The 12,556-nt window shown below is 41.0% G+C and carries 12 protein-coding genes; 3 read left to right on the top strand and 9 right to left on the bottom strand.

The features are described 5' to 3' along the window. Nucleotides 1–33: 33 nt before the first annotated feature. The gene (locus KB197_RS05420; protein WP_064276174.1) at nucleotides 34–705 is read right to left on the bottom strand and encodes a CPBP family intramembrane glutamic endopeptidase; all 672 of its coding nucleotides are present in this window, start codon (nucleotides 703–705) and stop codon (nucleotides 34–36) included. A gap of 208 nt (nucleotides 706–913) precedes the next feature. Between KB197_RS05420 and KB197_RS05415 the strand changes: the two genes are divergently transcribed. The 3 genes from KB197_RS05415 (at nucleotide 914) to KB197_RS05405 (ending at nucleotide 3,536) form a co-directional block, all read left to right on the top strand. Beyond that, nucleotides 914–1,723 (top strand): Cof-type HAD-IIB family hydrolase, encoded by an 810-nt coding sequence (locus tag KB197_RS05415; protein ID WP_064276175.1) that lies wholly within the window; start codon nucleotides 914–916, stop codon nucleotides 1,721–1,723. A gap of 141 nt (nucleotides 1,724–1,864) precedes the next feature. Next, nucleotides 1,865–2,773: an ATP-binding cassette domain-containing protein gene (locus KB197_RS05410; RefSeq protein WP_212573558.1), complete on the top strand. Its 909-nt coding sequence runs from the start codon at nucleotides 1,865–1,867 to the stop codon at nucleotides 2,771–2,773. A 10-nt stretch (nucleotides 2,774–2,783) separates the two neighbouring features. Next, entirely contained in the window at nucleotides 2,784–3,536 is a 753-nt protein-coding gene (locus tag KB197_RS05405; protein WP_064276177.1) for an ABC transporter permease, read from the top strand. 40 nt (nucleotides 3,537–3,576) lie between these two features. Here KB197_RS05405 and KB197_RS05400 read toward each other — a convergent pair whose 3' ends face one another. From KB197_RS05400 to KB197_RS05365, 8 genes are all read right to left on the bottom strand, one after another. Further along, the gene (locus KB197_RS05400; RefSeq protein ID WP_064276178.1) at nucleotides 3,577–4,455 is read right to left on the bottom strand and encodes a sensor histidine kinase; all 879 of its coding nucleotides are present in this window, start codon (nucleotides 4,453–4,455) and stop codon (nucleotides 3,577–3,579) included. Continuing rightward, entirely contained in the window at nucleotides 4,452–5,153 is a 702-nt protein-coding gene (locus tag KB197_RS05395; RefSeq protein WP_064276179.1) for a response regulator transcription factor, read from the bottom strand. The genes KB197_RS05400 and KB197_RS05395 overlap by 4 nt, the downstream gene beginning before the upstream one ends. A 190-nt stretch (nucleotides 5,154–5,343) precedes the next feature. Next, entirely contained in the window at nucleotides 5,344–6,219 is an 876-nt protein-coding gene (gene aguB, locus KB197_RS05390; protein WP_064276180.1) for an N-carbamoylputrescine amidase, read from the bottom strand. Nucleotides 6,220–6,228: 9 nt separating this feature from the next. After that, nucleotides 6,229–7,314: an agmatine deiminase gene (aguA, locus tag KB197_RS05385; protein WP_212573559.1), complete on the bottom strand. Its 1,086-nt coding sequence runs from the start codon at nucleotides 7,312–7,314 to the stop codon at nucleotides 6,229–6,231. Then, the gene (gene nspC, locus KB197_RS05380) at nucleotides 7,311–8,438 is read right to left on the bottom strand and encodes a carboxynorspermidine decarboxylase (protein WP_064276182.1); all 1,128 of its coding nucleotides are present in this window, start codon (nucleotides 8,436–8,438) and stop codon (nucleotides 7,311–7,313) included. The genes aguA and nspC overlap by 4 nt, the downstream gene beginning before the upstream one ends. Beyond that, a complete protein-coding gene (locus tag KB197_RS05375; RefSeq protein ID WP_212573560.1) occupies nucleotides 8,438–9,697 on the bottom strand; it encodes a saccharopine dehydrogenase family protein in 1,260 nt (419 codons plus the stop codon). Before KB197_RS05375 ends, nspC begins: the two co-directional genes overlap by 1 nt. Next, the gene (gene speE, locus KB197_RS05370; protein WP_024058046.1) at nucleotides 9,682–10,554 is read right to left on the bottom strand and encodes a polyamine aminopropyltransferase; all 873 of its coding nucleotides are present in this window, start codon (nucleotides 10,552–10,554) and stop codon (nucleotides 9,682–9,684) included. Before speE ends, KB197_RS05375 begins: the two co-directional genes overlap by 16 nt. After that, the gene (locus tag KB197_RS05365) at nucleotides 10,555–12,015 is read right to left on the bottom strand and encodes an aminotransferase class I/II-fold pyridoxal phosphate-dependent enzyme (RefSeq protein ID WP_212573561.1); all 1,461 of its coding nucleotides are present in this window, start codon (nucleotides 12,013–12,015) and stop codon (nucleotides 10,555–10,557) included. It abuts the gene before it with no gap. Nucleotides 12,016–12,556 lie beyond the last annotated feature (541 nt).

The following is a 12,556-nucleotide window of genomic DNA, read 5'->3' as shown; positions in this document are numbered from 1 at the left end:
AATGCCGGAAAGTTCCGACATTGTTTTAGTAAGCTAACTTCCTGAAAATAGGAGTAACCATAAGTTCCAGAAGGCAGTGATATTGATGAGGATATGAACCACTATTGGATAGTAGAGAGTTTTTGTCATGCGATACAATATAGCCAAAATAAGACCTCCACTAGCATAAATGAAAAAAGCAAGAGGTGTTAAAGCGAAATTGATATGAATGCAACCGAAAATAATAGCAGAAAGCAAGACATCTCCGTACCAAGGTGAGTTTTTGAAAAAGGTTGTCATCAGTACGCCACGATAAATCAACTCCTCGGCAATAGGGCCGATGAAGCAAACTATGAGCAAGAAATAGGGAAACTCCTGTCGCCCCATCATTTCTATCGTTTCATTCAAAGAAATTTGATTTGAGGACGAGGGTATGAAATAAGACAAGAGGAAGTCCGACATATACAAAATGATGTAGCCCAGTAAAAGGTAGATAAAGTACCTCAGCTGCCACTTGAAATGAAAAGTTTTCTTTCCAGCAAAAACTAGTAGATAGATGACCGCTAATAAAAGAACTCCACTCTCCATCAAAAGCAGAATCTGAAAAAACTCACGACTTGCTGGTAGATAGGGCTTCGCGAGATGATCGAAAAGCCTCCAAAACCAAGTTGATTTGTAAAAAATTAAGGACAATGCTAGTAAAATTTGAATAACCCGTTTTTTCATATAAAACCCTCTGTTTTTCTTGATAAGCTTACAAAACACTTAGTTGAATCACAAGTTTAGTATAGCATTTCTTTTCAAGATATCCTCTTCAAATCATGAATTACCATCAAAACGTCCTAAACTGTAAAATCAGTTAGCCCCAAGCTTCCTATCAATTTCTTCTCCAAAATATGCTATAATAATACCAAAAGATAAAGAAGGAAGTCTTATGATTAAACTACTAGCCTTGGATATGGACGGAACCCTCCTCAATGAAGCCAAGGAAATCCCACAAGCTCACATCACAGCCATTCACCAAGCTATTAAAAAAGGTGTCAAACTGGTTCTCTGTACGGGTCGCCCGCTTTTCGGTGTCCTCCCCTACTACAAAAAACTGGGACTTGACCTCCAGAATGAGTATGTCATTGTCAATAATGGTTGCTCAACCCACCAGACCAGTGACTGGAGTCTAGTTGACTGGCAAGAACTCAGTCCAGCTGACATTGAATACCTTTATGACCTAGCTGAAAAAAGCGACGTCCAGCTAACTCTTTTTGATGAAGAACATTATTTTGTCCTCGGTGGTAAACCTAATCAAATCGTTCAAAATGATGCCAAACTTGTTTTTTCAGACCTAACTGAAATTTCCCTTGAGGAAGCCACTAGTGGCAAATATCGGATGTTCCAAGGTATGTTTTTGGGTACCAAAGAACAAACAGACGATTTTGAAGAGCGTTTTGCCAAGGAACTTTGCCAACGATTCAGTGGAGTTCGTTCGCAGCCTGTTATTTATGAAGCCATGCCACTTGGAACGACAAAGGCTACTGCTCTTTCTCGACTAGCAGATATTTTGAATATCAAGCCATCAGAAATCATGGCTATGGGCGATGCTAATAACGATATTGAAATGCTCCAATTTGCAGGGCTTGGAATTGCAATGGGAAATGCCAGCGATTATGTCAAATCCCTTGCGGATGCCGTTACAGCAAGCAACGAAGAAGACGGTGTTGCGCGTGCCATTGAGAAATATATTTTATAATTAAGAAACCCAGTTCGTGTCAACTGGGTTTTGATATTTAAGAATTCCTAAAACTTTAGAAACTCTTTAGAAATCCTTGAGCTTTCTTTGATTTCTATGCTTTATACTAAAGTTAACAAAATAAATCAAAAGGAGAGAATCATGAAAACAGTACTTGACATTCATGGATTGTCCAAAAACTTCGACAAACAAGCTATTCTTCAGGATCTTCATCTAACCATAAGAGAGGGAGATATTTATGGACTTATAGGAAAGAATGGAGCTGGGAAGACTACCTTAATAAAAATCATTACGCAACTACTCTTTGCGGATAAAGGGACTGTTTCCCTCTTCTCCAGCCAAGCAGAACATGAGTGGACCAAGGCTCTATCTCGAGTTGGTTCAGTGATCGAATCACCTGTAGCTCATAATCACCTAACAGCCTATCAAAATCTGAAATATTACTGTATGATTCGTCATATTCCAAATGCTGATCAAGTCATTCGAGAAACGCTGGACTATGTAGGTTTGTCAGATACAGGTAAAAAAGTCTTTCGAGATTTCTCACTGGGAATGAAGCAAAGACTTGGCATCGCTATTGCCCTTCTCTCCAAACCAGACTTCCTGATCTTAGATGAACCTATCAATGGACTTGACCCAATTGGTATCAAAGAATTTCGTCTGATGATTCAACGCCTCAATCAAGAAAAAGGAATCACCATTCTCATCTCTAGCCATATCTTGTCAGAACTCTACCTCATAGCTAATCGCTTTGGTATTTTAGATCAAGGCAAGATTATCCGTGAAATCAGCAAAGCTGAATTTGAAACACTAAGTGAGGATTATATTGTGCTTAAGACAGCTGACAAAGAGAAAGCTTGCCAAGTATTGAAAGAACAAATCCAGCTCCAGTTCAAGGTTGTCAATCCTGAAAACGAAATCCACATCTTTGGTCAGGAACAAGATGTCAAACAGATTCTTAAGGACTTAACCTTGGCAGATGTCGCTATTGACGAGATTTACTACGCACGTCAAAACCTAGAAGAATACTTTACTCAATTAGTCGAATAGGAGGAAAATCATGATACATACCATTCAAGCAGACTTTTACCGTCTTTTCCGTTCCAAAGGTTTTTGGATTACAGAGTTCATTCTCTTTTCTCTCATGCTAATGGGCGCAAGTATTGGAGCTACTGGCCATCTGATGGCAATCCAGACAGAAGAGCCAGAAATTCCAACCCATGGTTGGGACGGTGTACAAGCACTTATCAACGCATCTAGTCAAGGTTCAAACCTCGTTTTTCTCTGCATCGTCCTAGCCTGCCTCGTTCTTGGAGTTGATTTAATCGGCAAACTCTATAAAAATAATTTAACAGTGGGTGTTTCTCGTACCGAGTTTTTCCTTGCCAAAGCTTTTGTATTGACTTGTATTGCACTTTTGCAAGTCATCATCAGCCTTGTGATTGCCTTTATTCCAGCAACGATCTTAAATGGATTTGGAACTATGCCTGATGGCTTTATTGGCAATCTACTGATAACCATTTCCCTTCAATTCCTTTGCCTCCTTGCTTGGCTTTCCATTGTTTCCTTCATCCTCTATGTTAGTCATTCTTATCTTGCAGTATTTATTGGATATTTGGTCAGCTCTATCTTACTCTCTATGCCAATGCTCATCTTCCCAAGTATCAAAATTTTGCCATATTTATCATTGCAGTTTTTCTATGCTATGACTGCTAATAGTGAATCCATTTTCTATACACTTATAGTTACCTTAGCTGTGATTGTAATCTTTAATCTAAGTGGACTGGCAGTTTTCAAAAAGAAAAGTCTATAATAAAACGACCTCCTCTAGCCTACAGAGGAGGTTTGTTTCGTTAAAAGTAAATGAAAACCGACAACCACTGCCCATCTGTTCTTAGTTTCATCTCTGCACCGAGAAGATGGCATAATTCCTCAGTGATATAAAGGCCTAAACCAGATGATTCTTCAGTATCAGATAGATTTTCAGAATAAAAACGGTTGCTGAGCTTTTCTATTTTTTTGATGGGCTGTTTGACAAGGTTTGCAATCTCTAAGACAAGCTGTTCCTTTTCCTTTCTCAAAGATAGTCGCGCTTCTTCCTTGCCATGTTTGAGGACATTTCCAAGCAAATTTTGTAAAATACGATCCAGTAAGTCTTCATCGGTCCTCGTTGTTAAACCAGCTTCAACCTTAAAATCAAGCGTGATATTTGCCGCCTGAAAAACATCATAATAAGCCAGAGTCTTTTTGGTAATAAAAGCGGAAAGGTCCACTTCTTCCAGTTTCGGTTTGACAGCTCCTTCCATCAAACGACGATATTCTAGGAGAGCCTCCAAACGTTTAGAAACTAAATCAAGATGCTGGGCTATTTTTTGTAAGGTTTCTGATTTATCTTCAGGAGATTTTATCAATTGTTGGGTGTAGCCTGAAGCGATAGTTAGAGGTGTCCGAATATCATGGGCGATATTGCTGATGGCCATATCCAGAGTTTGCTTTTCCCTTTTCATAACCAACCGAGATTGTTCCACTTCCTGAAATAGATTCTCAATCTGCTGGTAGAGACGTAAAAAATGTTTGGAAAAAATGTTGACTCCGACTCTTTTCATACTACCCGTGAGAATCTTGTCTTCAATCTGTTGACTCAAGTTTTTAAGTGCTAGATGGTAGCGAATTAATGCAATCGATAAAATAATTAGGAGTACCAGTAGAACAAAAATTATCATGTAGGTCATTGCTTGTCTCCTTTTAATCTTACCCCAACGCCCCAGATGGTTTCAATATATTCTTGATTTGGGTCAAGCTGGTTTAATTTTTTACGAAGATTACTTAAATGCGTATTGAGGGTATTATCTCCAGGGAGATAGCTCTCCTCCCAGACCAATTCATAAAGTTCTTCCTTGGTGAAAATTTTCTTAGGATGTTTGAGGAGAGTCTGGAGAATCAAGCATTCTTTCTTAGCAAGACGAATCGTTTCCTGGCTATTTTTGATTTCAAAACTTTCTGCATCAAACTGGATATTTTTCAAATTTTGTGGCAGATTTTCAGTTTTTTCTATTTCCATAGGCTGTTTTTCTACGCTTTGACGTAATTGAACAGTAACTCTGGCAAAGACTTCGTCCAAATCAAAAGGTTTGACTATGTAATCATTAGCACCGTCTAAGAGGTATTGACTGATTAACTTCTTATCGCTCAAAGCTGTTAGCATAATGACTGGAGTTTGACTTTGTTTCCTGATAGCTTTTAAAACCTGATCCCCATTTTTCCCAGGAAGCATGATATCGAGCAAAACGAGGTCAATCCCCCCTTGGTCAAAATGCATGATTCCTTCTGTCCCAGAAAAGGCTTGAATCACCTCATGCTCCTCAGTGAGAAGTGTTCGCAAAATCTCTTGAATGTCACTATTGTCTTCAATAACCAATATCCTAGCCATAAATACCAACCTTTCTGCAACTATTATAGCATGTTTTATTGATAAAGCTTAAACAGAAAAGCTCCTCGCATAAAAACGCGAGAAAGCCTTAGAGGGTTAAAATATAAAATCTACTTGCTAGATGACCGAGTATATTATAGTTGCTAATAAGAAGTTAGTCTAGCAGAATGAATCCCTCATTTCTCACATACTAATCCGTAATTCGTTGATACATTTCGGGTCTTCTATCTCGAAACAAGCCCCAGTTTAGGCGTTCGCTCGCTCCCTTGTCTAGGTCATAAGTAGCTAACAGAACAGCTTCAGCTTGTCTTTCAGCTAGCTCTAGAATAGCTCCTGTTTCATCCGTCATAAAGGATGAACCGTAGAAGTCAAGACTGGAACTCTGTCCACCATTTTCCTCACTTGGAGTGACTTCCTCTAATCCATAACGATTGGCTGCGATGACTGGAACAATATTTGCTGCTGCGTGTCCTTGCATGGTACGTTGCCAATGGCCACAACTGTCTGTATCCAAAATCGGCTCTGAACCGATGGCTGTTGGATAAAAGAGCAATTCAGCACCATTCAATGCAAGACAGCGCGCTGTTTCAGGGAACCATTGATCCCAACAGATACCGATCCCAATCTTGGCATAGCGAGTATCCCAGACCTTGAAACCAGTGTTACCAGGCGTGAAATAAAACTTTTCTTGATAATAATGATCATCTGGTATGTGGGTCTTTCGGTAAACGCCCAGCACTTCCCCATCTGCATCAATAACGGCAATAGAGTTATACAAGACATTGCCATCTTTTTCATAGAAACTGATTGGTAAAACGACCTTTAGCTCCTTTGCAATGGTTTTAAAATGCTGAATAGCTGTATTGTCTGTCACCGACTGGGCATGCTGGTAGTAGTCATACTGACGTTCCTGACAGAAATAAGGACGTTCAAACAACTCTGGTAAGAGAATGATTTGTGCGCCTTGTTCTGCAGCCTGACGTACTAAGCGCTCCGCTGTTTGAATATTTGTTGCCACATCCTTGGCACATTGCAACTGAATGGCTGCAACTCTTACATTTCTCATCTTTTTCTCCTATTCTGGGATTTGTTGGGTGATACAGTGGATATTGCCACCACCTAAAAGAATATCTCTGGCTGCTATTCCGACAATTTTACGGTCTGGAAAACACTTACTGAGGATATCTAAGGCCACTTGGTCATTGACATCTTGAAACTGGGGAACAAGGACAGCCTTGTTAGCGATATAGAAATTGACATAGGAAGCAGCAAGCCTTTCACCTGCGTATCGCTCTTCTTCTCCTTCTTCATAGATGTAGCCTGGCAAATCTTCTTCTGTCACAACTTGTCGAACTGCAGGGATAGGCAATTTATGAATGATAAACTTCCGTCCTTTTGCATCTGTTTCCTGTTCTAAGAGCTCTAAATCAGCTACTGACATTGCATATTGAGGATCAGTTTCGTCGTCCGTCCAAGCCAAAACAAGCTCAGCAGGACCAACAAAGGCAGCAACATTATCAACGTGTTCATTGGTTTCGTCCTGATAAATACCATAAGGAAGCCAAATGACTTTTTCAGCTCCAAGGCACTCTAATAAGGTATTTTCGATTTCATCCTTACTAAGATGAGGATTGCGACCAGAACTAAGCAAGCAACTTTCAGTCACGAGAATGGTTCCTTGACCATCGCTATGTATCGCTCCGCCTTCCAGGACAAAAGGTTTAACATTATAGACAGGCATTTCCAAAGCCTCAGCAAAACGACTGGCTACTTGGTCATCATCTTCATAATCTTGATAAAGACCATCAACAGCACCACCCCAAGCATTGAAAGACCAGTCTACTGCCAACTTTTCCCTTTTATCATTAAGGAGAATGGTTGGGCCAGTATCACGCGCCCAGGCATCATTGGTGAAAATGTCTAAATAAACAACGCTATCTCCAAGGTAGTCTTGGGCTTCAGCTAAGTAGTCTTGCTCTACCAAAAGATAAACTCTTTCCCCTTCTGCAATGGTTTTTATAATCTGGCTAAATGCTGCTTTAGCAGCTTTTCCTTGAAAAGGCCATGATCCTGGTCGAGTCGGCCATATCATGAGGGTACCATGATGGGGCTCGTATTCTGCTGGCATGCGATAGCCTAATTTTTTGGGACTGTCCATCATGATAATCTCCCTTTAAAATCTTTATAGCCAAAGGATTTGACTAAGCTACAGTCTCCCTGTTCGTCCATAAGATAGAGACTTGGCAATCCAATACCATTAAAGGTATTATTTTTGACAAAGGAATAAATGGCCATATCTTCAAAATAAAGTCTGTCTCCGATTTGAACTGGATTTTCAAAGCTATAATCACCAATCACATCTCCTGTCAGACAAGTATTGGAAGAAAGTCTATATGTATGGGCCTTTTCCTGTGCCTCAAAGGCATTTCTCAAAGGTGGACGATAGGGCATCTCAAGTACGTCAGGCATATGGCAGGTCGCAGAGGCGTCTAAAACCAAGATTTCCATACCGTTTTCGACAATATCCAATACTTCAGTTGCTAGATAACCTGCATTGAGTGCAATGGCTTCACCCGGCTCGATATAGATTTCAAGATTGTAAGTTTCTCGGATACGCTTGATTTCTGAAATCAGCAAATCCACATCGTAACCTTCTCTTGTGATGTGGTGTCCGCCCCCCATATTGAGCCATTTGACTTGATGTAAGTAGGGACCAAACTGCGCTTCTACAGCTTTCAAAGTTGTCTCTAAATCATCTGCTCCCTGCTCGCAAAGGGTGTGAAAATGAAGACCATCCACCAAATCTAGTAAATCACTCGGAATCTTATCTAGTGTAACGCCAAAACGAGAGCCAGGTGCACAAGGGTCGTAGAGCGCGTGGTCACCCTGTGTTGAACATTGAGGATTGAGACGTAAACCTACACTGATACCAGCATCTCGGCAACGAGGACCGTGCTTACGCAACTGTCTTTCTGAGTTAAAGACGATATGGTCTGTTATCTCAAGTAATTCCTCCAAGTCCGCTTCCTTGAAAGCTGGTGCAAAGACATGAACTTCCCCCGGGAACTCTTCTCTAGCGAGCTTAGCTTCATAGAGACCACTGGCAGTTGTGCCAGATAGATACTGGCTAATCAAGGGATAGGTTTTGTAGAGGGAATAAGCCTTCTGGGCAAGTAGAACCTTGCAACCAGCTTCTTCTTGAACATATTGTAGGATGCGGCAGTTGCCTTCTAACTTTGCTAAGTCAACAACATAGGCTGGTGTTGGTACTTGTTCTAGCTTCATTAGTCCACCATTTGTGGATTTTCAACCACAACCCATGGCAAACCATATTCATTCAAAGCTTCCATAAATGGATCTGGATCCAACTCTTCAAGGTTGTAAACTCCTGGTTGTTTCCAAGTACCGTTCATAACCAATTTTGTCCCAATCATGGCTGGAACTCCTGTCGTGTAAGAAATTGCTTGTGAACCAACTTCTGCGTAACATTCCTGATGGTCGCAGACATTGTAGATGTAGATGGTCTTCTCAACACCATCTTTTACACCAGTAAAGATACAGCCGATATTGGTTTTACCAACAGTGCGTGGGCCAAGGCTGGCAGGATCTGGAAGCAAGGCTTTTAAGAATTGGATTGGAACGATGTCTTGTCCGTTGAAGTTAATGGCATCCGTACGAAGGAGACCAACATTTTCCAAGCATTTCATATGCGTTAGATAAGATTGACCAAAAGTCATAAAGAAACGAATGCGTTTGACACCTGGAATGTTCTTGGCCAATGATTCAATTTCTTCATGGTGAAGGAGATACATGTCTTTTTGTCCGACCTGAGGGAAATCATACTCACGCTTGATAGACATGGCTTCGACTTCGACCCATTTTCCATCTTCCCAGTAAGAACCTGGCGCAGAAACCTCACGTAGATTGATTTCTGGGTTGAAGTTGGTCGCAAATGGATAACCGTGGTCACCACCATTACAGTCTAAAATGTCGATATAGTGGATTTCATCAAAGTAATGTTTGAGTGCATAAGCCGAGAAAACACTAGTCACACCTGGGTCAAAACCAGAACCAAGAAGAGCAGTCAAGCCAGCTTCTTTGAATTTCTCTTGATAAGCCCATTGCCATGAGTAGTCAAAGTAAGCTGTAAAACCAAGTTCCTTGCAGCGCTTTTCGTAGATAGCACGCCACTCAGGGTCTTCCGTATCCTCAGCCTCATAGTTAGCTGTATCGATATAGTGGACTCCAGTTGCCAAACAAGCGTCCATAATGGTTAAATCTTGATATGGTAAAGCTACGTTCAAAACAGCTTCTGGCTTGTAGCTTTCAATCAGGGCAATTACTTCTTCAACCTTGTCAGCATCAAGAGCAGCTGTCTCAATCTTTGTACTTGTTTTACCTTCTAATTTAGCCTTCAAGTCATCGCATTTTGACTTGGTACGGCTAGCAATCATAATCTCTGTAAAGGTTTCGCTATCTTGGCAAATCTTTGAAATAGCAACTTGGGCAACGCCCCCACATCCAATAACTAATAAACGACCCATTTTTTTCCTTCCTCTTCTTCTAAAATATCCTCAACATATTTGGGCAACATAAAGGCTCCCACGTGTAAGTTTGCAGTGTAGTATTCTGTGAAAAGCTGGCGTTTTTTCCAGCCCTCCTTGTCAAAATCTTTGACGGGGTGGTATTTTTTCGATGCAAATCCAAACAACCAATAGCCAGCTGGACTGGTTGGGATGTGGGCCTGATAGACCCGACTAATTGGAAAGGCCTGATTGACCTTGCGATGCATGCTTCGGCAAGCAGACTCATCCTCGTCAAAGAAAGGACTCCCATGCTGGTAAATCATGATACCGTCTTCTTTCAAGGCTCTATAACTGTTACCGTAAAATTCCTTGGTAAAGAGACCTTCTGTATGGCCAAATGGATCTGTCGCATCGTTGATGATAATATCGTAGTCATCTTCACAGTTTCGCAAAAAGCGTAGCCCATTTTGGTAGTAAATGGTAACACGAGGGTCATCTAGCCCCGCAGCAAAGTCTGGGAAATACTCTCGGCAAACCTCTACCAACATCTCATCTGGTTCCACAATATCAATTTGTTCCAATTCTGGATACAGTGTCAAAACTTGAGCAACACCGCCGTCGCCACCCCCTATTACCAAAACTTTCTTGGGATTGGGATGGACAGCCATGGGAACGTGAACGGTCATTTCATTGTAGACAAAGTCATCTGCATCTGAAAACAAGACATGCCCATTTAAAATCAGTATTTTCCCAAAAGCTGGTGTATCCAAGACTTCGATATCCTGCCATTCACTTTTACCAGCGTAGAGTTGCTTGGCTGTTCTCAGGGACAATTTCACATCTGGAGTATGAACTTCAGAAAACCATAAATCCATCTAGTTCTCCTTTCTCTTAATGACGTTGATGTGATTGACCTCAGGATCTTCCGTCCCTTGGAGGGAGCAACCACGTTCCTTGGCAAATTGGATATAGTCTACAATTTCACGTGTAATGCGTTCACCAGGAGCCAAGATAGGAATCCCTGGAGGATAGCACATGACAAATTCTCCACAGACCTGTCCAACAGATTCGTCTAAAGACAAACTTTTTCTCTCTGAATAGAAGGCTTCTTGTGGAGACAGCACTAACTCGGGCTGAATATATTCTCCAGCTATCAAGTCCTTCCCATCTCGTGAATAAAGTCTCTTGATATCAGCCAAAGCACCGACTAAGCGCTCGATGTCTTGGATACGATCACCAATCGAAATATAGGCCAAGATATTGCCAATATCACCAAACTCAATCTGAATGTCGTATTCGTCTCGTAGGAGGTCATAAACCTCGATACCTGTTAAGCCAATACCCTGAGTGTAAACTGACAGCTTGGTCACGTCAAAATCACAGACCGACACACCATCTATTAACTCTTTTGAGTAGGCATAGTAGCCACCTATGGCATTGATTTCACGACGAGCATACTCGGATAGCTCAATGACCTTCTCAAACGACTCTTTACCACGAAGGGCCAAGTTGCGACGTGAAATATCTAAACTAGCCATCAACAAGTAAGAGGCGGATGTTGACTGGGTAAGATTGATAATCTGACGAACGTATTCAGGATTCATCTGCTCCCCGATAAGTAAAATAGAGCTTTGGGTCAAACTCCCACCAGACTTATGCATGGAAACTGCAGCCATATCAGCACCTGCATCCATAGCAGAAATTGGAAGTTTATCAGTAAAATGTAAGTGTGCTCCGTGGGCCTCATCCACTAAAACCATCATACCAGCTTCATGAGCCATTTTTGTCAATCCCCTTAGGTCTGAACAGATTCCGTAGTAAGTAGGATTGTTAATCAAAATGGCCTTGGCATCTGGATGGTCCTTTATGGCTTTGGCTACTCGATCATTTTCAAGACCTAAAGCGATACCAATTTTAGGGTTCACACTCATCTCGATATAGATGGGAATGGCACCACATAGAACCAACGCATTAATAGCAGATTTGTGGACATTACGTGGCAGAATAATCTTATCTCCAGCCTTGCAGGTGGAAAGAATCATAGTCTGCACCGATGAAGTTGTTCCCCCAATCATGAAAAAGGCATGGGCTGCTCCAAAAGCATCTGCTGCCAACTCCTCTGCATCCCGAATAATCGAAATGGGATGACCTAGATTATCCAAGGGTTTCATCGAATTGACATCAATGCCAACACATTTTTCTCCTAACAGTTCGACAAGTTCTGGATTTCCTCGTCCACGCTTGTGACCTGGCACATCAAAGGGGACAATCCTTTTCTTGCGTAATTTCACCATGGCCTCATAAATTGGGGCTTGGTTTTGATCTAACTCTTTCAAGACATACTCCTTTACTGTATTTTTAGCGCTTCAAGAAGACGAAGACGACTAAAGGTTGACTCATGAAAAAAGAGCAGGTTTTCACCTGCTCTGCAATCTTCTGACGTTTTTATGTTTGTTTCTGTTGAGTATGTCTTTTCCAGATGTTTCCAAACTCTCTAGTAGCAAATATTACGTACTTTATTGATCGTTTCACAAGATGACGTGTGCTTTCACCACACTAAAAATTTATGAATTAGGACAAGTGTCCTAACATCAACTTATAAAAGTAGGCTTTTAACCCTATCAATAATGTGGTTTTTCAACCACGCTTCGGCATTCAACCCTGCCTGTCCGTAGGCATTTTTTACTCGGGTTTATATTTGCTAGAAAACATCATCTCATTTTCTAAGCTTTATTACTATATCATACTTCCAACACTCTGTAAAGTACTTTTTTGAAAAAATATCTATTTTTGTTCGGAAAAATAATATTTTATATAGATTTGTATAAGTTTAATAGTGTGAAAACGGATATAAAAAGAACTAGAAGGCTCTAGTTC

This window comes from Streptococcus sp. 11-4097 (assembly GCF_018215285.2).
Lineage (GTDB): Bacteria > Bacillota > Bacilli > Lactobacillales > Streptococcaceae > Streptococcus.
This window is presented reverse-complemented; position numbering and strand designations above follow the sequence as displayed.

Bases quoted from the DNA above. Each gene is read 5' to 3' on its own strand.
- KB197_RS05415 (WP_064276175.1), top strand. From the start codon at position 914: ATGATTAAACTACTAGCCTTGGATATGGACGGAACCCTCCTCAATGAA.
- KB197_RS05410 (WP_212573558.1), top strand. From the start codon at position 1,865: ATGAAAACAGTACTTGACATTCATGGATTGTCCAAAAACTTCGACAAA.
- KB197_RS05420 (WP_064276174.1), bottom strand. From the start codon at position 705: ATGAAAAAACGGGTTATTCAAATTTTACTAGCATTGTCCTTAATTTTT.
- KB197_RS05405 (WP_064276177.1), top strand. From the start codon at position 2,784: ATGATACATACCATTCAAGCAGACTTTTACCGTCTTTTCCGTTCCAAA.
- aguB (WP_064276180.1), bottom strand. From the start codon at position 6,219: ATGAGAAATGTAAGAGTTGCAGCCATTCAGTTGCAATGTGCCAAGGAT.
- aguA (WP_212573559.1), bottom strand. From the start codon at position 7,314: ATGATGGACAGTCCCAAAAAATTAGGCTATCGCATGCCAGCAGAATAC.
- KB197_RS05375 (WP_212573560.1), bottom strand. From the start codon at position 9,697: ATGGGTCGTTTATTAGTTATTGGATGTGGGGGCGTTGCCCAAGTTGCT.
- nspC (WP_064276182.1), bottom strand. From the start codon at position 8,438: ATGAAGCTAGAACAAGTACCAACACCAGCCTATGTTGTTGACTTAGCA.
- KB197_RS05400 (WP_064276178.1), bottom strand. From the start codon at position 4,455: ATGACCTACATGATAATTTTTGTTCTACTGGTACTCCTAATTATTTTA.
- speE (WP_024058046.1), bottom strand. From the start codon at position 10,554: ATGGATTTATGGTTTTCTGAAGTTCATACTCCAGATGTGAAATTGTCC.
- KB197_RS05395 (WP_064276179.1), bottom strand. From the start codon at position 5,153: ATGGCTAGGATATTGGTTATTGAAGACAATAGTGACATTCAAGAGATT.